Source organism: Paenibacillus sp. GCM10027627 (assembly GCF_042675505.1).
Classification (GTDB): Bacteria; Bacillota; Bacilli; order Paenibacillales; family Paenibacillaceae; genus Pristimantibacillus.
This window is the reverse complement of the sequence record NZ_JBHTHB010000001.1, coordinates 849,513-868,144: the sequence shown is the minus strand read 5'-3', so window position 1 is coordinate 868,144 and position 18,632 is coordinate 849,513. Positions and strand designations below refer to the sequence as shown.

At 46.6% G+C, this 18,632-nt stretch carries 20 protein-coding genes; 3 read left to right on the top strand and 17 right to left on the bottom strand.

Going from position 1 to position 18,632, the window contains the following annotated elements; translation table 11 throughout:
• Positions 1–55 precede the first annotated feature (55 nt).
• From rfbD to ACFQZE_RS04035, 13 genes are all read right to left on the bottom strand, one after another.
• The gene (rfbD, locus tag ACFQZE_RS04095; protein ID WP_379353937.1) at positions 56–895 is read right to left on the bottom strand and encodes a dTDP-4-dehydrorhamnose reductase; all 840 of its coding nucleotides are present in this window, start codon (positions 893–895) and stop codon (positions 56–58) included.
• A gap of 35 nt (positions 896–930) precedes the next feature.
• A complete protein-coding gene (locus tag ACFQZE_RS04090) occupies positions 931–2,154 on the bottom strand; it encodes a glycosyltransferase family 2 protein (RefSeq protein WP_379353935.1) in 1,224 nt (407 codons plus the stop codon).
• Positions 2,151–4,394, bottom strand: coding sequence for a glycosyltransferase (locus ACFQZE_RS04085; RefSeq protein ID WP_379353933.1), 2,244 nt, complete (start codon positions 4,392–4,394; stop codon positions 2,151–2,153). The genes ACFQZE_RS04090 and ACFQZE_RS04085 overlap by 4 nt, the downstream gene beginning before the upstream one ends.
• Positions 4,395–4,399: 5 nt before the next feature.
• The gene (locus ACFQZE_RS04080; RefSeq protein ID WP_379353930.1) at positions 4,400–5,071 is read right to left on the bottom strand and encodes a glycosyltransferase family protein; all 672 of its coding nucleotides are present in this window, start codon (positions 5,069–5,071) and stop codon (positions 4,400–4,402) included.
• Between the two features lie 205 nt (positions 5,072–5,276).
• Positions 5,277–5,597 carry an alpha-helical endospore appendage domain-containing protein gene (locus ACFQZE_RS04075; RefSeq protein WP_379353928.1) on the bottom strand — a complete coding sequence of 107 codons (321 nt, stop codon included), beginning with the start codon at positions 5,595–5,597 and terminating at the stop codon, positions 5,277–5,279.
• 215 nt (positions 5,598–5,812) lie between these two features.
• Entirely contained in the window at positions 5,813–6,823 is a 1,011-nt protein-coding gene (locus tag ACFQZE_RS04070; RefSeq protein ID WP_379353926.1) for an alpha-helical endospore appendage domain-containing protein, read from the bottom strand.
• A gap of 37 nt (positions 6,824–6,860) precedes the next feature.
• The gene (locus tag ACFQZE_RS04065; RefSeq protein WP_379353924.1) at positions 6,861–8,147 is read right to left on the bottom strand and encodes a YheC/YheD family endospore coat-associated protein; all 1,287 of its coding nucleotides are present in this window, start codon (positions 8,145–8,147) and stop codon (positions 6,861–6,863) included.
• Positions 8,148–8,309: 162 nt separating this feature from the next.
• A complete protein-coding gene (locus ACFQZE_RS04060; RefSeq protein WP_379353922.1) occupies positions 8,310–9,242 on the bottom strand; it encodes an MBL fold metallo-hydrolase in 933 nt (310 codons plus the stop codon).
• On the bottom strand, positions 9,205–9,888 hold the full coding sequence (locus ACFQZE_RS04055; RefSeq protein ID WP_379353920.1) for a hypothetical protein: 684 nt from the start codon (positions 9,886–9,888) through the stop codon (positions 9,205–9,207). The genes ACFQZE_RS04060 and ACFQZE_RS04055 overlap by 38 nt, the downstream gene beginning before the upstream one ends.
• Positions 9,889–9,913: 25 nt before the next feature.
• Positions 9,914–10,276, bottom strand: a complete 363-nt coding sequence (locus ACFQZE_RS04050) for an alpha-helical endospore appendage domain-containing protein (protein ID WP_379353918.1) — start codon at positions 10,274–10,276, stop codon at positions 9,914–9,916.
• 41 nt (positions 10,277–10,317) lie between these two features.
• Positions 10,318–10,626: an alpha-helical endospore appendage domain-containing protein gene (locus ACFQZE_RS04045; protein ID WP_379353916.1), complete on the bottom strand. Its 309-nt coding sequence runs from the start codon at positions 10,624–10,626 to the stop codon at positions 10,318–10,320.
• A gap of 246 nt (positions 10,627–10,872) precedes the next feature.
• Positions 10,873–11,715: a nucleotidyltransferase domain-containing protein gene (locus tag ACFQZE_RS04040; protein WP_379353914.1), complete on the bottom strand. Its 843-nt coding sequence runs from the start codon at positions 11,713–11,715 to the stop codon at positions 10,873–10,875.
• A 19-nt stretch (positions 11,716–11,734) separates the two neighbouring features.
• Positions 11,735–12,595 carry a hypothetical protein gene (locus ACFQZE_RS04035; RefSeq protein ID WP_379353912.1) on the bottom strand — a complete coding sequence of 287 codons (861 nt, stop codon included), beginning with the start codon at positions 12,593–12,595 and terminating at the stop codon, positions 11,735–11,737.
• A gap of 508 nt (positions 12,596–13,103) precedes the next feature.
• On the opposite strand from ACFQZE_RS04035, the gene ACFQZE_RS04030 reads away from it, so the two are divergent.
• Positions 13,104–13,868, top strand: a complete 765-nt coding sequence (locus tag ACFQZE_RS04030) for an MBL fold metallo-hydrolase (protein WP_379353910.1) — start codon at positions 13,104–13,106, stop codon at positions 13,866–13,868.
• Here the strand turns inward: ACFQZE_RS04030 and ACFQZE_RS04025 are convergent.
• Together ACFQZE_RS04025 and ACFQZE_RS04020 are read right to left on the bottom strand one after the other, a co-directional pair.
• Entirely contained in the window at positions 13,846–14,754 is a 909-nt protein-coding gene (locus ACFQZE_RS04025) for a serine hydrolase domain-containing protein (protein ID WP_379353908.1), read from the bottom strand. The two genes, ACFQZE_RS04030 and ACFQZE_RS04025, sit on opposite strands and share 23 nt — an antisense overlap.
• 47 nt (positions 14,755–14,801) lie before the next feature.
• On the bottom strand, positions 14,802–15,059 hold the full coding sequence (locus ACFQZE_RS04020) for a hypothetical protein (protein WP_379353906.1): 258 nt from the start codon (positions 15,057–15,059) through the stop codon (positions 14,802–14,804).
• Between the two features lie 207 nt (positions 15,060–15,266).
• Between ACFQZE_RS04020 and ACFQZE_RS04015 the strand changes: the two genes are divergently transcribed.
• Positions 15,267–15,887, top strand: coding sequence for a DedA family protein (locus ACFQZE_RS04015; RefSeq protein WP_379353904.1), 621 nt, complete (start codon positions 15,267–15,269; stop codon positions 15,885–15,887).
• Between the two features lie 85 nt (positions 15,888–15,972).
• Here ACFQZE_RS04015 and ACFQZE_RS04010 read toward each other — a convergent pair whose 3' ends face one another.
• Entirely contained in the window at positions 15,973–16,248 is a 276-nt protein-coding gene (locus ACFQZE_RS04010) for a hypothetical protein (protein ID WP_379353902.1), read from the bottom strand.
• Positions 16,249–16,423: 175 nt separating this feature from the next.
• Here ACFQZE_RS04010 and ACFQZE_RS04005 point away from each other — a divergent pair, with 175 nt between their 5' ends.
• Positions 16,424–17,836, top strand: a complete 1,413-nt coding sequence (locus tag ACFQZE_RS04005; RefSeq protein ID WP_379353900.1) for a hypothetical protein — start codon at positions 16,424–16,426, stop codon at positions 17,834–17,836.
• On the opposite strand, the gene ACFQZE_RS04000 is transcribed toward ACFQZE_RS04005, so the two are convergent.
• Positions 17,820–18,404, bottom strand: coding sequence for a hypothetical protein (locus tag ACFQZE_RS04000; RefSeq protein ID WP_379353898.1), 585 nt, complete (start codon positions 18,402–18,404; stop codon positions 17,820–17,822). The genes ACFQZE_RS04005 and ACFQZE_RS04000 overlap by 17 nt on opposite strands.
• Positions 18,405–18,632 lie beyond the last annotated feature (228 nt).

Here is an 18,632-nt window from a genome sequence, read left to right as displayed (position 1 = left end):
ATTCTTTCACCATTTTGCCATACAGGGGGCAGGTTCGCAATAATAGATCGCGAATCTAGCAAAGTTTCAAATAGTCGGCTAATGCCTCTCTCCAATGACGGAATTCAGCAAAGCCATTGTTTCTTGCAGCAGCATGGTTCAAAACAGAGTAACGGGGTCTTAGCACAGGACGAACGAATTGCTGAGTGGTGCAAGGAACAAGCGCGGCATCAATCTCGCTTAGCTCAAAAATCGCTTTTGCAAATTCATGCCATGAACAAGATCCGGAATTGCTGGCGTGATAAAGGCCGTAATTATTCGATTGAACGAGACGGACCAAAAATTCGGCCAAATCCGCGGCATAAGTCGGCGAGCCGAATTGATCGTCTACAACGGAAATCGTTTTATTTTGCCTAGCCAAATCTAGCATAGTACGTACAAAATGATTGCCGTATCCTCCATAAAGCCAAGAGGTTCGAACAATGAAGAAGTTGGAGCAAATGGACTCTACGTACAGCTCCCCTGCCCTTTTGGATTTGCCATATTGGTTTAATGGGTTGGGCTGGTCCCCTTCTGTGTACGGCTTCCCGCTGCGTCCATCAAAGACGTAATCTGTGCTGATATAGCACAACTTGCTGCCGACCTCCTGAGCTGCCGCAGCCATATTCCGTGTCCCGTAACCGTTTATTTGAAACGCCAGTTCCTGCTCGCTTTCCGCTTGATCCACAGCCGTATAGGCAGCGCAATGAATAATGGCAGCGGGCAGATGGAACTTTGCGGCTCCTCTGCATTCGTCTCCGTTTGTCACGTCGAGTTCGTTCCGGCCGAGGGCGACGACGTCAATGGAGTATTTTCCAAGCGTATGAACAAGGACTTTCCCCAGTTGCCCGTTTGCTCCGGTAATCATTATTTTCAACTGTCATCCCCCCTCCCATTAACCGATTCCCGAATTCAAGCCAATCCCGAGAGGATCATGACACTGCTCTCCAGCAGCTCATCATGCTCGGCATTCTCCGTATGATCGTTTGTGGAAGTAAAGGGATAAGAGCGATGGAATAGCCTTATTTGGCGTAAAGGATGTTCAGTGCCTTCATGACCGCAGTCCGTAGCAACAGCTTTAATTTGTGGAGGAATCGTTCGTTTTAGAGCTCGTAATTGCCTTCGTGTCCTATCGGATACAGATTCCCCCGCTTCCAGAAGGAGAAGGTACGGCTCTCTGGCAGCTTCAATCGCCTGCTTCCATTGTGCGGTGCTGTCGGTTACATTTTGCACATTCAAGCATTGCACATGAGCAGAGGACAACAACAGATCGGTAAATTGTCCCTCCAAATCGACCACGATGACTTCATCGGCAAGTCCGCTAATGGAATGAAGCGATTCCAACAGCTGTTTTTCGTTTGCAGCTTTGATGCAGCAAGTCAAGCGGATGTCTTTTTTGTACAATAGCGAAAAAATATCCGTTCCCCACTTCTCCAGTGCGCGGTACCGATTTTGATACAGGAGCAGCGAAGTTTTGTCGACGCGAACTTCCTTCATCGTCGCATGCCCGACATGGTGAACAAAGCTGGCATTGGCAATGACCAACCGGTATCCGGCAAATGCAGCTCGAAGACATAGATCGTCATCTTCAAAATTGCCGAGGCCAAAAAGCTCGTCGAACCCCCCAATCTCATCGAGCACACTTCGCCTCACGAGCAGACAAAACCCGATCAGCCTGCGCACTTCCGTAATCGTCCCTTCGAAAGTGCTGCCATGCTCGATAGCAAACGAGTCGAGATCCAGCAAGTCCGTATAGGGTACTTTTATGACTTGATGTCCACTGGCATAATTGGTAAACGGCCCGCACATTCCCACATCGGGGCTAGACTGCAGCGCTTGCAGCATATGGCCGAGCCATCCCGGCGTAACAACCGTGTCGTTGTTCAAAAATAAGACGGCTTCTCCAGTCGCGGCTTCCAAGCCTTGATTGCAGGCGACGGCAAAACCTCTATTTTCTGCGTTGTTAATGAGACGTACATCCGGCTGCAGCTCCAAATAAGCTTTTGTCATATCGGTGGATGCGTTGTCTACAAAAATGAGCTCATACTCTTCCGGCGTATGCTTTCGAATGCTCTCCAAACAAAGTACCGTATGATGAAATTGATTATGGGTTAAGATGACAATGCTTGTTTTCATGGAATGATCCCCGCTACCTTTGCCTTTGTAAACTCAAACCTGTCGCCCAACGACTCTTTGAAATAGGCCCGGTTAAACAACATGCTAGGATGATCCGGAAGAAATCCAAGCGCAATTTCATTATGGTAGCAAGCCTTCTCTTTATCATTTAATTGATCGTAGCAGACGGCGAGCTTCAAATGCGGCACCCAAGTCCAAGTCGAGGCTTGTGTCATCGTCAGTTGATCCGACGGAATTTCAAGCTGTGTCGCCAGCTCAAACCAAAAAACGGCTTGATGCAGTCGATGGCGGTCAAGCCATATTTCCCCGATTTGACAGCAAATATCGGAATGGGGCTTATCAAAATCAAACGAACGGAGCAGTACGGGCAGCCGTTCTTCCTCACGGTTCAGCTTCACCAAGCACTGCTCTATTTTTAAGCAGGCTTGAACGTTATCCTCGGACCAGCCTTCGCCTGTATCCAAAAACCTTTCATAATAAAGCAGAGCTTCTTCGTATCGGCTGTGATCCTTCAACTCATTGGCGAAATAGTACAAATCTCTGGGAGAAAACGTTTCCCCTGCCGCGAGACGGTTTTCATATATGTTCAAATTGCGGTCTGTATGTTGCTTCTCTTTTTTATGATAGATGCCAATATCGCTATGATAAAGTTGGCCGGCAACCGCCAAATATTCATGCACTGGACCGATCCATTGAAAACCGGCGTCTCTGCGAACTAAGCGATTGCGCCGCATCGTAAACAGCGGTTCGCCAGACTCCGTCGTAGTCAAAATGTACGGCATGGTCACGCTTTGAACTTCAACGGACAATTCCGATTTTAATTGGTTAAAGGCGGCATGAGCTTTGTCGTCCAGCACATCATCGGCATCCAGCCACAAAATATACTCCTTTGTCGCCTTGCTGAATGCAAAATTTCTCGCTGCCGCAAAATCGTCAATCCATACAAAATCATAAATACGGGCATTATAAGCAGTCGCTATCTCTTTAGTCCGATCGACAGATCCCGTATCTACAATAACGATTTCGTCCACTAATGCTTTGACGCTGTCCAAACAACGCGGCAAACTATCCTCTTCATTTCTTACGATCATGCACAAGCTAATAGCGATTTTATTTTGTTCAAGCTGAAGCAGACGTGACAAGGCCGCTGCCGCTTCCGGATGCGCTGCATCTTGCTCAAGGCAACTGCGGTAAGCTTCTTTTGCAGCCTCATGGTGTTTCAGCCCCTCATGGCAAAGTCCGATGAAATAATGGGCATGAAAGCTGCCCGCCCCGCGCAGCGTCAAATGTTGCAGATTCTCTTCTCCCAATTCAAGGCAATGCTGAAACGTTTCAAGGGCAAGCGAATATTTTTGTTTATGGTATAAAATAATGCCTTTATAATAATGAAGATCCACATAATCGGGATAAAGCTGGATCGCCCGCTCAATCGAAGGCCATCCGCCGTCATAGGCTCCATTGGAGATAACGGCATCATACTTCAGTTTGTAGCATAGGGACGGCGGCAATTTTCCAAGATCAATAAATGATTTGATGGCTATGTTAACTAAATGGTATGCCCTCTCATACTGACCTAGACGGTAATATTCGCTTGCCAAATGATAATCGACCCATGGACTGTAGTCTTCCTTTTTCCTCTCGTTCTCCAGCAGCAGCTGATTTCGTTCAGCTTTGTTGCGGCTTTGCACATAATCATCCATATACCCGTAATGATGAACTTTAACCGGCAGCGTATGAAGGTTAAAGGATGTGCCGAGTATTTCCTCCACATTGAGCTGCTCATGGATAGCCCCATTAAACCTGAATCCGATATGATTGCGGAATACTCGATGATGGCGCACCAAATAAGACCGGCTTTCGCTGGCCGGTTCTTCTCCGATATAATTAATGAGCTCGACAACCGCAATATCCGTATCCCGTTCGGTTAATATTTGGCGCAGCAAAGGAGCGGTTTCACGATCGAGCACTTCATCCGCATCGAGCCACAATATCCAATTGCCCGTAGCGTACTGCAAACCAAAGTTTCGAGCCTCCGCAAAGTTTTCGTTCCATTCCATCGTTAGCACGGTCGCTCCATAGGATTGACAGATCGAGACGGTGTCGTCCGTTGAACCGGTATCTACGACGATAATTTCATCTACGACTCGTTTAGCGCTCTCCAAACATGCAGCGATTCCTTTTGCTTCGTTTTTAACGATCATGCATAACGAGATGCGCTCGCTCGCAGGAGTAAGTGACATGCCGTTCATCCTTCCTTGTTATAATGTTGGACAAAACGTCTACGGTATTTTTCATAAGAGAGGGCATCGAAGTCATCGCCGTTGTAATGAATGCACCAGGGACTTCGAGTAACGGGAACTGCAACGCCATAGCCTGCTTGCCTCATTTCAAAGGAATGAGAAGTATCGTAAAAGTGAAACCCGTCGAATAAATCCTCTCTCCAAGGGATATCGATTTTTGTGGCCATAAACAAGCCGTCAATCGCTTCTACAGCAACCAAATCATCACTCTCATGCCATCCCTTTGGGAAACGAAGAAGGCTGAAGGTGTCGCGGCGATGCTCGATCACTTGGCCAACCAGCCCCTCCCCTTCCCACCATACTCCGCTTTCCGGCATCTTTACGCATCCGGCAAGTCCAATCATGCCAACGCTTGGATGCCGCTCAAACAGTTCAATCATTTCAAGCAGCACGTTTGAATAAATCAAAAAAGTGTCTTGATGAAGGTAAACTTTATAGGCAGCTTCAAGTTCTATCGATTTGTTATAGCCGCTAGCCATTCCATTGGCGTTTTCAATCTCGCAAATCTCGACCGAATACCCTGATGGAACGGCTAAACTGGCAATTTGCCTTTTGGCTTGCTTACGCAGCGAAGAATCATTGACGCACATAATAAATATAATTTTGCGCACTGTCATTCAAGCAGCCGTTCCTTTCTATCCGCCATAAAGATGAAGTATGTATATGCGAACACCGCAAGCTTCATTCGTTGCGGCTTTGTGCTGAGTCGCTTGGCTCCGCAATAAAACAAATAGGCTGCCCGCTTGGCAACCTATCAGAAGGTTTTGTTCGACTCAAAACGTTCAAGGCGGGCGGGGTATCGTGCTTGTTAACGCAAAATGTTTAAGGAGAAGAGGATGAGCCTAAGCTGCCGACGATATTTTCAAGCTTGAATTGAAGCAGCATCTCTTTCTTAATGACATCTTGCAATGTCCTTTGGACGCTTTGGTTTATTTCCAGCAGATCAGCTATCGATGCAGGAGGGCTAAGCGGCACCGTTCCCGGCAATGTTCCGAGCACATACTGAATTTTCTCCGCCTCGGCGTTGACGATATGGGCAAGCGCCAATTCTTCAAGAGCAATGGACGCAAGCAACAGATTTACCGTTTCTTCAAACGTGATCGTAATTGTAGGAGTAATATTAGGGATGTTGGCTTGAGACATGTACGGATCACCTCAACCTTTTAGTCTTAGATTTTGTCTGTTTCATAAAGCACAAATTGTTAAGTATTGTCACAGTCGAACCCCCCGCCGCACTCTATCTATGTGTATGCTGCAAGGCTCATCCAACTGAACCTCCTCTTTTTTTTATATTTGTATAAAAAAAGAACCCTCCAAGGGCGCATAAACGCTGGAGAGTTCCTCATTACAGTTGGTGTTTACGCCAGTCGGATAATGGTAAGAGATACGCCTACCGCTCCGTCTGATGCTGTTGTTGTATCGGAAGCCCGATCGTTATAAATTTGAAGCACGTTGGTCACAGCCGTCGTCGACAAAATGTAATGCCCGGAAAGCTGTTCCTCCACGCCTACCCCGCCGCCGTTGCCCACATGACTGCCAAAAAGAGGGACGCCGTTTAATCGAAGCGCATAACCAATTCCTTCGGATGGCATTTGGAAGCCTTCAAAATAGCTCAAGATTAAATAAGTCTGATTAGGCGATAAAATAATGTTCGGCGACCCGGCGGGATGCGAAATATCCGATCCGCCGTTGCTGGCAATATCAAGCTCAAAGGTGTACGCATCTCCCGGCTCAGCCGTTTGTTGAATAATGGTTGCCACTTGAATATTGCTGGAGGCAAACGCGACGCCTGTAGCTCCAGTTGCGCCTGTCGAACCTGTAGTGCCTGTGGCACCGGTTGCTCCAGTCGCTCCAGTACCAGTTGCTCCAGTGGCGCCAGTAGCACCAGTCGCTCCCGTTGGGCCTGTCGATCCGGCGCCGCCCGCTCCCGTTGCACCTGTAGCTCCAGTTGCTCCAGTAGCACCGGTTGTTCCCGTAGCACCGGTTGCTCCAGTCGCTCCAGTACCAGCCGGTCCAGTTGCGCCAGTAGCGCCGGTGGCACCTGTCGCTCCCGTTGGTCCCGCCCCTGTGCCGCCGGGTACAAAGTTTAATATCGTATCCAGTTTACTGTTTAACAGCATTTCTTTTTTTATGGATTCTTGCAAAACCGATTTTACGCTGTCGTCAATGGCAAGCAAGTCGCTAATCGTGGCAGGGACGGATAAACCTGGAATCGTGCCGACGACATATTGAATTTTTTCCGCTTCCGCATTGATAATATGGCTAAGGCCCAGTTCTTCCAAAGCAATAGATGATAACAATAGGTTTAGAGCATCGTCCAATGTGACGGAGATATTCGGTGTAATATTGGGGATATTCGCTTGCGACATTCCCATCTCTCCTTTTTCTGTTTCATTTACCTTGCTGTCAAGTCTGAACACCATGACGTATGCTGCTTAAATAAACGCAGTGGTCCACAATATATTTAATGGAAGCCTCGCCCTTGTTTTTCAAATCAGGAAGCTTAAAGATCGATCTTCCCGGCTTGGAGTTGGCTTCGAACATCCAAATGTCGCCAGATTCGTCAATGCCGATATCGAATCCGATTTCTCCGATGATATGCGGGTGCTGCTTCTCAATTTCCTTGGCAAGCTCGATGGCTGCATGCTCAGCTTTTTGTAATATATGGAGGGTCGAGGAACCGAACGTCGGTTTCATCGCTTTCTCTGGAAGCATGATGACACCTCCATTGCGCTGATGGGTCGTAATGCTGCCTGCGCCCGCCTTTTTTGCGCCTATTCCTGCAATAACCCATTTCTCCCCCCCATCCTTTTGCAGATGAAAGCGGAAATCGACCGGGCATTGCTTTATCCGAATTAACGAAATGCCTTGCTGAACAAAATACGCTCGAATTCGGCTGCCTTCCCTTTTGCGAAGAAAAGACATAAGTCCGTCGAGTGTGGGGAACGACATCCTTCGATTGTTTCCATGTGTGCGGAATTGCAACGTATAAGTACGTCCGTAGGAGAGCGAAATTTTATAAATGCCAATTCCCATACTGCCCGCGTTCGGTTTGAAATAAAGGGTAGAGTGGCGCGTCATCATGTCTCGAACTTGGCTTGTCGTAGGATTGGATACATATTCGGGGATATACGATTTCATCTTAGAATTTATGGAGAAGAGATTGTAAATATCGGTTTTATTAAAATAGCTCCAATTAAACATCGGAATTTGTTTATCCATAAAAAGCAGCCTCAGCTTCAACAGATCGGACGACTGCTCCAGCTTCCGGTCCAAGAGGCGGTTGTACACAACATCGGGCAAAGGAGTTTGTTTCCGAACCCAGTGTTTATTTTCAAATACATAAGCCAACACTTTTTCTTCGGAAAACCTTAGATCGCTGGGAGAAAAGACGATAAAGCGGCCCCGGTTGGAGCCTTCCGCAATTAGTTTCCTAATAAATCCAGTGCGCGTGCCAAAAGGACGAGCCGAAGCAGGCGCAACCGTGTCGGTCAAAATGCCGATAAGAGGAAGTGGCGGCGGCTCTTTACGAGTCGGCGGCTGTTCATTCTGTTCATCCCGCAACTCTTCTGTATCTGTCTGAGGGAATGTCGCGGATTCTTTTGTTCTAAACTGTTCAAAAATACTTTCGGATAGGCGACTTAAATAGTCGGCGTGCAATTGCCCATCATGAGGGAGCGGCGGAAACTTCAAAAGCATACCTCCTAACTCATAGCTGCATCCAAGAGAAATGGAAGGTACATTATACGTTGTATTTGCCTCTTCGGTCACCGGTAAGCGTTTATCCCGAAAAAGACATAAGTGCCCCGCTGCTGGACAGGAGGCACCATCGTTAGCAATCTTTGTATCGTATCCTTACACAGGTATAGGAGATGAATAATCGTAATAATAGACTAGACCGTCCATTACCGAAGCGCGCAGCTTCATGCTGTGGCTTAGATCCGTCAAATATGATCGCACGATGGAGTGGGCCAACGTCAGGTGGCCGGCGGTGCTTTTGAGCTGATATTCCTGCATCACTTTTTGGACAATAGCTTCCAACGTCATAGGCTGGCTGCGAATTAGATTTAATAGATAATGTGACGTTTCATCGATTAAATGAAGATGCTGTTGAACTAATGAGCCCACATGATGATGTTTTCCCCCATGGCACAAAATATAAGCGGTGTGTTTGGAGTCTTCGATTTTTTCAAGAGATTGTTTGGCTCCGCGTATATCGGTATAATACAACAGTTTCTGCTTGCTTAACGTTTTATGGCCAAAGAGCGCATCCCCGCAATAGAACACCCCATCCGGCGTAATGACTCCGATGCTGCCTGGAAAATGTCCCGGCAATGCAACTATCGAAAACGTCGCGTCTTCTATTGTGCAATCGTGGTCTCTGTAAGCCAAAATATCAGTGACACAATCTTCGAAATGCTCTTGAGCGGGGTCGGCAGCCTCGTTCGGCAGGCATGGAATATGACCCGAAATCCAGTTTTCCAACGCTCGTTTTTCAATAAATTGTTTGGTCCAGGAAGAAGCGTATATGTTCAGATCGGCATAAAGGCTTTTAAAATACGGCAAGCCGCCAAGCTGTGACGCATGGCCATGAGTCACAATAATGGAGGCGATTCGGTACCCTTTTTTCTGAACGGCTGCTTCGATTGCTTTTGCCGTTTTTTCAGTCGATCCGCTATCAATAAGAACAGCTGATCGGTTATGCTCATTAAAATAAACGCCTATTGAAATTTGCAGATCAGCCAAATAGCTATTTCCGCTTATGCGCTCCAGTTTTAGCTCTGCCATGATTGGATTCTCCTTTGATGAAGACTCCCTCTTTTACCATAACAAACCCGGTTAAAGGAGGTAAATTAATTAAGCCGGTTTGTTTTTTCTTCCTTACGCGAGCGATGTTTTCGAAACTTCCAGATTGTACAGTATGTCTGCTGAAGCCTTCTTCCTCCTGCTCGCTCGCGAGGACCAAGCTTTCCGTTTGCTCCGATTCCTCTTCTTCTTTCTGCCACGCATCCATTTGGCTCGAATGCGCTGTGCTTAATGCTGGTTTCTCTATTGGCTGCTGCGGCTCATATGCATTTTTTATCGCATTCAAGCGCCTTAATATCACATCCATATGTATCGGATTGCCAAGCGGATGCTCTCGAAGCCCTTCCTTGATTGAATGGACGGATTGCTGCAATTCGAGCATGATTTCATTACGCTGCCCATCCTGCTCCGTATCCAGATCCTCATCCCGCTTCATTCCGCGTTCCGCTTGAAAACGCTGGAGATCCAGCACAATCGTTAACATAGAATAAATTAAATGCTCGAATACGGCTCGCTCCTTTTCGTTGCAACCCGTTCGTTTGACAAGGATTCCTCTAATCAGGAGCAAAAGCGAGTTTTCCATCCGACAAAAAGAATGGATCAAAACTTTTGCAGGGGTCGGTCGCATACAAAACGCCTCTTTTTATCGGAATTTAGTAATCAAATCCGTCGTCGCCGCTATGCGATTCTTGTTCATGAAGCTCTTCCGGTTCGGCTGGAATAGAAATGTCTTTTATAAAGGATAAGGAGTCTATTTTTTTCAGCAACAGCCATTCCGCCATCAACAAAGTGTCGAGAAGCTGAATGACCGTATGATTGAACTGAATAATTTCCGCTGAAGAGGGGCCTGTAGGAAAATCAAGATTTTTACCGACGAAGGCTTGAGCTTTATCTGCTTCGGTTAATATCAATTTGGACAACGCTTCTTCTTCGAGGGCGATAGCCTTGATCAGATGGGCGACGGCCCGGTGGTTTGGACTTGTATCTTCGTAAAAGAGCTCTTTTTTGATAACCACAGTGTTCCCCCTTCCATCTTTGCTGGAATCATTCTTCTATTTTATTCATCCGAATGATCGCCCTCGCCGTACTCCTGCAGCGAAATGACATCTTCCAGCTTAAACTGCAACAGCATCTGGTTTTTAATAATATTCCGCAGCATTCTCTCAACGCTGTGATTTATTCTAAGCGCGTCTTCCAAATTGACACAATGATCTTTCAGCATGGCTTGAATTTTTTCGCCCTCCGCATTGATGATATGGGATAGACCGATTTCCTCCAGAGCGATGGAGGTAAGCAGCAAATTGATGACCTCTTTGCGCTTTAACAAAATTTCTGGCTTTATATCGGGAATATTGGGCATAGACATCCGATTCATCTCCCTTTGCACGGTTGGTTGGTTGACCATTAGCCGACGCTTACTACACTCGACATCATTTTATGTTTGACCTGTAGTGATTATGATTGCAGCGATAAGAGATGCGGTGGCCTAAAAGCTGAAAACCGCCAACGAATGAGGCTTCGCTGGCGGTTTTCAGTTGCTATATTTTTTTCTGGTCTTATCGGTTTATTCTCCATAACTGCAACAAACCAATCACTATAATAGTAGGAAAAGCTATTTGTGGGCGGAGATTTCTCCGGTAATCGTTAGCCACAATTGCCGCTGCTTTTCCAACAATGCCGTCTCGCGATGCGCACTGAGCAAAAAATCCAGCTCGTTTAATAAAGCTTCCGGACAAAACGGCAACGAGCGCAATTGCTTCTCTATCTTTTTGTCGCCAGCAAAATAAACTTCGTTTACGGCAAATAAAACTTGCACAACCGAATGGAAAGTTTGTTGAGAGATGCCCGCCGCATAAACGGTATCGCAACGATTAATAGCGCTTATATAGTGAAAATTGTTAAGCCAAAACGTGGATTTGGGCCAAAAGGAATTCCAAATCGCACTCTTCAGCTTAGAAGGATAAACGGCTGCCCGCTTTTTCCAGTCGGCAATAATGCCATAAGGATCTTCTATCGGGCGGATAAAGCAGACTTCAGACAAGCAAATGTAATGGTAATAGCCGCTAATCGTCCAAAAGGTGGGCTCTACGTTAATGCGCCCTTCCAAACTTTCCGTAATGGATTGCTCATATTTTTCAAGCGGCTTAATGCTTGTTTCCACTTTGACGCCATCGCAATAAAAATCGACGGAGCCTCCCCAAATCGTACTGTCTATTGTCTCGTCCAAATAAATAGCGCTCTGTGGGTCCGCTAATCCATTCAGCAATGCCTTTCGCTCTGTTAACGGGATGACACCCTCTGCATAGACGTAAAAGTCGAGGTCGGAATGGACATCGGAGTACCCTTTTGCCACTGAGCCGCCTAGTGCGATCGCATAGTTCCCAACTACCATTTTTTGAATGACGGGCACAATGAGTTCGATCATTTTTTCTAAGTTGAAAGCATGCGCGTTCATTGATTAACCTCACTAGTTATTAATGTCGTTTAATGTTAGGAACTCTTTTCAGAGCCCCCTTATCGTATAAGTAATCATCGTAAAGCGACTCGAATTCGACATTTGAAATACGGACAACCGTTTTCCCGTCTCTTGCGGCGAGCGTTACCCGATCTCCTTGGTTTCTCCTTATTTTATCAAGCAATGCTTCGCTTAACTCTAGCCCCCCTTTGTTTGCTCTTAGAAAAAAGATGTCCGGCTGTGATTGATGTGCCCCTTCAAATACAAGAACCATTTCCTCCAGCCCGTCTTTGTCCAAATCCTCTACGACCATTGCCCCCCAGCTGTCAAAATATAAAAATTGATTCCGTTCGTTATCATACAAAATGTAGCGGTATAAGCCCGGGCTGTTCGCCCATTTGGCCACTCTTCCAAGAAGCAAATAACGGTCCATTCCCGCTATCGATTGCTGAATGACGCTAATCTCCTCATATCCATTAAAAAACGGGTCGATTGCGGATTCTGAAACTTCAGGTATGTCATAACTTTTGTTTCCCGCTTCCAGTATGCCTTGCACCCGGCTTGTTGTCCCGTCAAATTCCGGAGTAGATACGTATAAATACAAGGTTGCAGCATGATCTCCGATATATCCGAAATTAAGTGTTTGTTCGAGCTTCCAATGGCTGGCCGGCACTCTTTCCGGCAATTGCGAAAGCTCAATCGGCACAAAGCTCAACGAAATTTCTTGCGGCAATGCCGGGAGCAGCGGCAGCGGAGTCGAGGCGATTGGCGTAGCACTCGCACTTACCGTTTCCGAAGGCTTTGGCTTATCAGCAAGATGGGAACAGCCCGCAACAAGTAAACAGCATAACAGTCCGACCATGATTTGAGATGATAACATGAAACCACCCCTTTTTAGTTAACATAAAAAAAGTTATGTTGATTACTTATTCAGTTCGCTGCTAACCTCCCCTTTTCTAATTCAGTAATGCTCTTCTATGATTATTTGAATATATGAAAACCAAACATATGTTTGCCCGAACAAAAAAATAACCCGGTATTGGCCGGGTGGGCGTTTATGTACGAATGTAACTAGCCTAGTTGGATCGCAATACAGTCCTTGCCACGATTATACATCTTATGGCAGATACAAGAAAGCCCTAATATCGAATTTTGCTGAATTTAGGAAATGCTACCTAATCACCCTTCTTTTTAGCAACTATTTGCTACTAATTTACTAGGTTAAGTGTTTTTAATGAAAACGTGAAAGGTATTCATACTTCAGCATTGACAAAATATAAATTATGTGTTATGATAAAATATTTACTATTTACCATAGTTTTGATCTCTGATAATATAACTCTTACCTCATTTTCTGTGGGGAAAATGGTAATGCGGAGGTTCAAACGTTGAGCGCAGAAAAAAACATCAATATTTATTCCTTGCCCGTATCGGCACCTATGATGAACAAAATGGTAGTCGTATACCCTACTTTGTTATGGGATGACCAAAACGTTGTGCTCATTGACACCGCCTATCCCGGCCAGCTTCCTTTGCTGCGTGAGGCAATTGTTCGTGCAGGAGTAAACCCGGACAACATTGACCGACTTATTCTGACCCATCAGGATTTAGATCACATTGGATGTGCCGCTTCTCTAATCGAAAGTTGTCCGAACCGTATAACGGTCCTCGCTCATGAAGAGGAGGTTTTGTATATCGAAGGGGAAAAGAGACTGCTTAAATTGACGAATGAAGCGATTGATAACGCCGTACATTCTTTGCCCCTAGACGTTGCGCCCGAATGGAAGGCCGCCTTTCGCCGTACGCTTGAACATCCGCCACGCGCAAAGGTGGACGAAGTTGTACGTTCTGTTGAAGAGCTGCCTTATTGCGGCGGAATAACCGTCATCCCGTCTCCGGGGCATACGCCTGGCCATATTAGTTTATACCATAAACAAACGAAAACGCTTATTGCGGGCGACGCTTTGCGAATAGAAAACGGCCTGCTCGATTTGCCCGATCCCGAAACATGCAGCGATTTCGAGCTGGCCAAAACAGCTCTTCAAACCTTTCAAGAACTCCCTATCGAACGAATATTATGCCACCATGGCGGAGAGTTCGTGGGAGAGGCTCATGCTGCAATAAATGAGCTCAAGTCAACATATTTGGGATAAGATGTTCGAAAATAAGCTTTCTGCTCCAAATTGCGTCATTCCGTTTTGTTATCGTTTTCCGTACGACAATCGTTAGCTCTAGACTTGGAATATTCATTAAATACTGCCCTCCATGCCCGAATGCAAAATAACCATCGGCGCAGCCGTTATGCTCTTTTGGCGTGATCCACCAATGGTAGCCGTAGCCTCCATAAATGGGCGGTTCGTAGTGAAGCAGGCCGCGATGTTGCATAGAGGAGGAGCGTCTAATCCATTCCTGCGAAAGCAACTGGGCTCCCTTCCAATGTCCGTTTCGCATATATAGCGCGCCAAATTTTGCGAGGTCATGCCCGTATAAAGAGAGGCCGGTCCCTCCTTCGCTTATTCCGTTGCGTTCCGACCATGTTGCGGCTTGAAATTGCAGCGGCTCAAACAACGTTTCTTTAGCAAAATAAAGCGCCGATTTGCCCGTCGCAGCCGTAAGGATGGCCGACAACAAATGCGATCCTCCGGAATTGTATGTAAAAGCTCCTCCCGAAGTATGGGCGACAGGAGGTTCCAAGGCAAAGGTTACAGGGTCCGCCGCTGCCCGCAGCGCTTTGTAAGGCTTATCGAAATCCGGCCACAAGAAGCCCGGTGTCATGGTCAGCAGCTGCTCAATCGTAATTACAGATGCGGCTTCGGATGCATTTGGAAAAAATTCGCCGAGCTTTTGATCGACGCCGCTAAGAAAGCCACGTTCAATGGCAATTCCGATAAGTGCGGACAAAACGCTTTTGGTGCAGGAATACAACGGCCCGATCCGATCTTCGCCGCTTTCGTGCCATTCGTCCATGAGCTCTCCTTTATGGAGTACAATAACGGACTTTATTTTCCAATCCTTCATCAACTGATACAGTGAATCCATGTTTGCGTCGCCCACTCCAGTCCATACCTTTCATCTCGTTGCGCTTTTTACGAAACATATGCCGGCTTGGCTGCTGCCGCCATTTTTCTTTGATCGATGCAATAGCGGACACATTTTTTAAAAATATCGTTTTGGCGGTGCAGCTCGTTTTGCTCAAAAAATGCGTCGTCCCGAAACAGCTCAATCAATATTTGCTTTGCGGCATCCATTGCCTCATACTCATCTGCGAGCATATTTAAACATATCGTATAGGTTAACGATTCGCAAGTTTTCAGTTCAGTCACCTTGTATTGGAAATGTGTCATTTCCATTCCGTCCCTTCGTTTCTCACATAGCTGCTTCCCATTATATCGCCGCGGCCAAAAGAAATAGTTACGAAATGGTTAAATCTGAAACTTTTTGAACGCCTTCTCCGTAAAAATGGTAGGCATGCAATTCGATTTGTGTTACCCTATCGTATGTCGGCTTGTTCGATTGCATAGATTTGGAAGAATAGGAAGCGTGTCGGAGATATGGCATATGAATTATTGTTATCGATTATAGAACAGGTTGGTTACTATGCTTTGTTTCTTGTTCTTTGCCTTGGTCTGATCGGACTGCCCATCCCGAACGAAGCCGTCGTCATGACGGGCGGAGCATTAGCAGCCGCAGGAGCGCTGGCGCCTGTTCCTGCATTTATTATGACTTGCTTAGGCATTTGCTCAGCAATGACCTTCGGATACAGCATTGGACGATTTTCGGGCGCAAAGTTTTCAAATTGGTTTCGCAGCAAAAAAAATATAGGCCGGTTTCTTATCCGCTCGGAAGAACTTAGCGTCAAATATGGCGGATATGCAATCAGCATCAGCTTATGTCTGCCGTTTTTGCGTCATGCCACGCCTTATGTCATGGGACTTAACCGGATGAAATATGGCAGATTCGCATTATTCGCTTACCCATCGGCCTTTGTTTGGACATTAATTTATTTTATCCTTGGCAGTTTTGTCGGAGATCGGGTTCAGGAATGGTCAGATAACATTTACAACTATGGCATTTGGGTGTTGGTCGGACTAGTGATTCTGGCCGCAGCTTACATTACCTATCGCATCATGAAAAAGAAAAAACAGCCATCTTCGATGGACCAGCAAATGTAATTGTAAATAATGATTTAGATGCAGCAAAGCCCGTGCGGGAAGTCTTCTTCCCTGCACGGGCTTTTATTGTCGAAAAATAAAAGGATTAGCTTGGCAGCTTGTCCTTTGCCGCTTGCACAAGTCTTTCAAATAGCTCGTCGTTTTCTTCCAGCTCATCCTCTACTTCCAAAAGCTGCTCTTCCTTGCCGGATTCATGCAGGAAAAACAAGCCGTAGCCCCAATCGTTGCCCCTTTTGCTCTGAAGCGCCATTTCGTATAAGTTTTGATGGCCCTCTACACTGAAGTGGACCTTTCCCACGTATCCGCTTTCCTTTGAATGCGTCATACTGGCTTCTATAATGTTGATAGTTAGCATTTGCATGCACGTCCTTCCGATCTGTCATGGCGATTATGCCCATTTCCTTTTGTAGGATAGCATAGCGGCGGAACGCGCGCAACCGCATGCGCTTGGCGAACGCCTAATCCTTCGATTGCATACAGTATATGGCGATAGCTGCTAGAGAGGCTGTCCGAGTAAGTTGGGAGGATGATCGCGTATGGCCATTCCATTAGCTCCCGTTCACTGGGTTTATTTGTTTTTTGTAGTTGCCATTATTGGTTTTATGCTGATGCGCAGAGATACAACCCTTGTTTGTATTGCAGGCATTTTAGGAATCGGATGGTTTGCCACCGCATCTGTAGAAGGTTCCGTCAGCGGAATTTTCGACAGCTTTATTTATGCCATTAAAGAATTAATAAGCACGATTCTTATCATTTCCATCATTGTCGCTATGAGCCGAATTCTTATACGGACAGGTGTCAATGAAGTGATGATCGCACCTTTAACTCGATTTATGAGAACGCCTTCATTGGCTTTTTGGGGAATTGGCCTCATTATGATGACGACGTCCTTTTTCTTCTGGCCTTCCCCTGCGGTCGCGCTTGTAGGCGCCGTCTTGCTGCCGGTTGCGCTGCGGGTCGGGTTGCCCGCATTAGGAGCCGCCGTCGCCATGAACTTGTTTGGTCATGGCATTGCGCTGTCTGGCGATTATATTATTCAAGGCGCACCGAATTTAACTGCAGCTGCGGCCGGTCTATCCGTAGGCGAAGTGATGGAGGCTAGCATTCCGCTTGTCATTGTGATGGGGGCCGTCACAACCGTGTCCGCTTTTTGGATGATGAAACGAGATCAAAAAAGCGGTAAATGGCGGGATGGCTTGATCGAGTCTAGCGGGCAATCCCCCATTACACAGCAACAGTCCGCAAACGAAGAAATCGAGACGATTTCCAAGCGAGCGAAGAAGGCATTGGCTATCCTCATCCCTCTTCTTTATGCCGCCGATATAGTGGTCATGTTTGCGTTTCGATTGCAAGGCGGTGACGCTACGGCTCTCATTGGCGGAACGTCTATTTTGATTATGCTGACGGTTACGATGATGGCTCATAGGGGAAAAGGTCTGGAAAAAACAACGGATTATTTAATTGAAGGATTTTTGTTCGGCTTTCGCGTATTTGGTCCCGTCATCCCGATAGCCGCCTTCTTTTATTTAGGGGACTCTGGATTTTTCGCTATGTTTGGCGAGCGATTGCCTGAAGCTTCACACGGCATTGTAAACGATTTAGGGGTAGCTCTGGCGCATGAGGTGCCGCTGAACGGCACGGTGGGAGCAGTTACGCTTACCGTTGTTGGTGCCGTAACGGGTCTTGACGGCTCCGGTTTCTCCGGCATTTCGCTTGCGGGATCGATCGCCCAACTGTTTGGCCATGCTCTTGGAACCGGCATAGCCACCTTGACGGCATTAGGCCAAGTGGCAGCCATTTGGGTTGGCGGCGGAACGATTATTCCTTGGGCTTTAATTCCGGCAGCCGCCATTTGCGGAGTCAGTCCGTTCGAGCTGGCGAGACGCAATGTAAAGCCGGTTCTAATTGGTCTGGCAGTGACGACGATAGTTGCTATTTTCTTAATTTAAATAATGCGGTTTTGCCGCCTTTTATTTTGACGAGGACAATGAAAGAGAGCGCAATAACAATTAAGACGGTTACGATCCAGGCAATGACAGCAGATCCTCCGCTTACGGTGGATGGCTGGGCGGGAGGAACCGTGCCTGCTCCCAGAATGGCCAAATCCTGACCTGCCGAGCTAATGAGGGTCGTTCTGCTGCATAGGCTTACCTCTAATGAATCCCCCGTTTTCCGGGCATAAACGAGATAACGGTCGCCCTCTTTAAATTGATAGCCGCAGCTCGCGCTATGCAGAGCCGATTTCACCGCAATCGTGGAGGCGACTTTGCCTTTCCATACTTGATGTACATTAAACGTCCATGTCGCTTTATCCGCCGTTGACTTGTTAAAGAGCTTGCCCGGTTTTTTGTAGCCGGCGACCGTTCCTTCAAATACCGCATCGTGATTAAGCTTTTCTTCTTGAACATCGGTTGGAATTGCGCAGTCGCAGGCGTAAACCGGCTTTGGCGACCATAGGAACATACCGGCGAGTACGATTAGCGCAAGCCAGCCTCCAATCCATCTAGAACGATTCATCTCCGGTTCCCCTCCATTTCGATACCTTAGTACATTCTTTAATGAGACGACTGCTCAACGTAAAAGGTTACAACTAAAAAACCCGTTTTCCCCAAAAGTTTGGCGGAAACGGGTTTTTGTATCCTTTAACCTAATTACGAAAATTTATAATAAAGCTGATCTAGCATAGAAATAAAAGGGGTTTCAATCTAATGATAAACGCCGCTCTCGCCGCTAGCTGGTTTGAGG

Coding starts and splice junctions, on each gene's coding strand:
- ACFQZE_RS04075 (WP_379353928.1), bottom strand. CDS start 5,597: ATGTCTCAAGCCAACATCCCTAATATTACTCCTACAATTACGATCACG.
- ACFQZE_RS04000 (WP_379353898.1), bottom strand. CDS start 18,404: ATGAATCGTTCTAGATGGATTGGAGGCTGGCTTGCGCTAATCGTACTC.
- ACFQZE_RS04035 (WP_379353912.1), bottom strand. CDS start 12,595: ATGTTATCATCTCAAATCATGGTCGGACTGTTATGCTGTTTACTTGTT.
- ACFQZE_RS04045 (WP_379353916.1), bottom strand. CDS start 10,626: ATGTCTATGCCCAATATTCCCGATATAAAGCCAGAAATTTTGTTAAAG.
- ACFQZE_RS04025 (WP_379353908.1), bottom strand. CDS start 14,754: ATGGATTCACTGTATCAGTTGATGAAGGATTGGAAAATAAAGTCCGTT.
- ACFQZE_RS04005 (WP_379353900.1), top strand. CDS start 16,424: ATGGCCATTCCATTAGCTCCCGTTCACTGGGTTTATTTGTTTTTTGTA.
- ACFQZE_RS04055 (WP_379353920.1), bottom strand. CDS start 9,888: ATGCGACCGACCCCTGCAAAAGTTTTGATCCATTCTTTTTGTCGGATG.
- ACFQZE_RS04020 (WP_379353906.1), bottom strand. CDS start 15,059: ATGACACATTTCCAATACAAGGTGACTGAACTGAAAACTTGCGAATCG.
- ACFQZE_RS04015 (WP_379353904.1), top strand. CDS start 15,267: ATGGCATATGAATTATTGTTATCGATTATAGAACAGGTTGGTTACTAT.
- ACFQZE_RS04010 (WP_379353902.1), bottom strand. CDS start 16,248: ATGCAAATGCTAACTATCAACATTATAGAAGCCAGTATGACGCATTCA.
- ACFQZE_RS04080 (WP_379353930.1), bottom strand. CDS start 5,071: ATGACAGTGCGCAAAATTATATTTATTATGTGCGTCAATGATTCTTCG.
- ACFQZE_RS04090 (WP_379353935.1), bottom strand. CDS start 2,154: ATGAAAACAAGCATTGTCATCTTAACCCATAATCAATTTCATCATACG.
- ACFQZE_RS04070 (WP_379353926.1), bottom strand. CDS start 6,823: ATGTCGCAAGCGAATATCCCCAATATTACACCGAATATCTCCGTCACA.
- ACFQZE_RS04040 (WP_379353914.1), bottom strand. CDS start 11,715: ATGAACGCGCATGCTTTCAACTTAGAAAAAATGATCGAACTCATTGTG.
- ACFQZE_RS04060 (WP_379353922.1), bottom strand. CDS start 9,242: ATGGCAGAGCTAAAACTGGAGCGCATAAGCGGAAATAGCTATTTGGCT.
- ACFQZE_RS04085 (WP_379353933.1), bottom strand. CDS start 4,394: ATGTCACTTACTCCTGCGAGCGAGCGCATCTCGTTATGCATGATCGTT.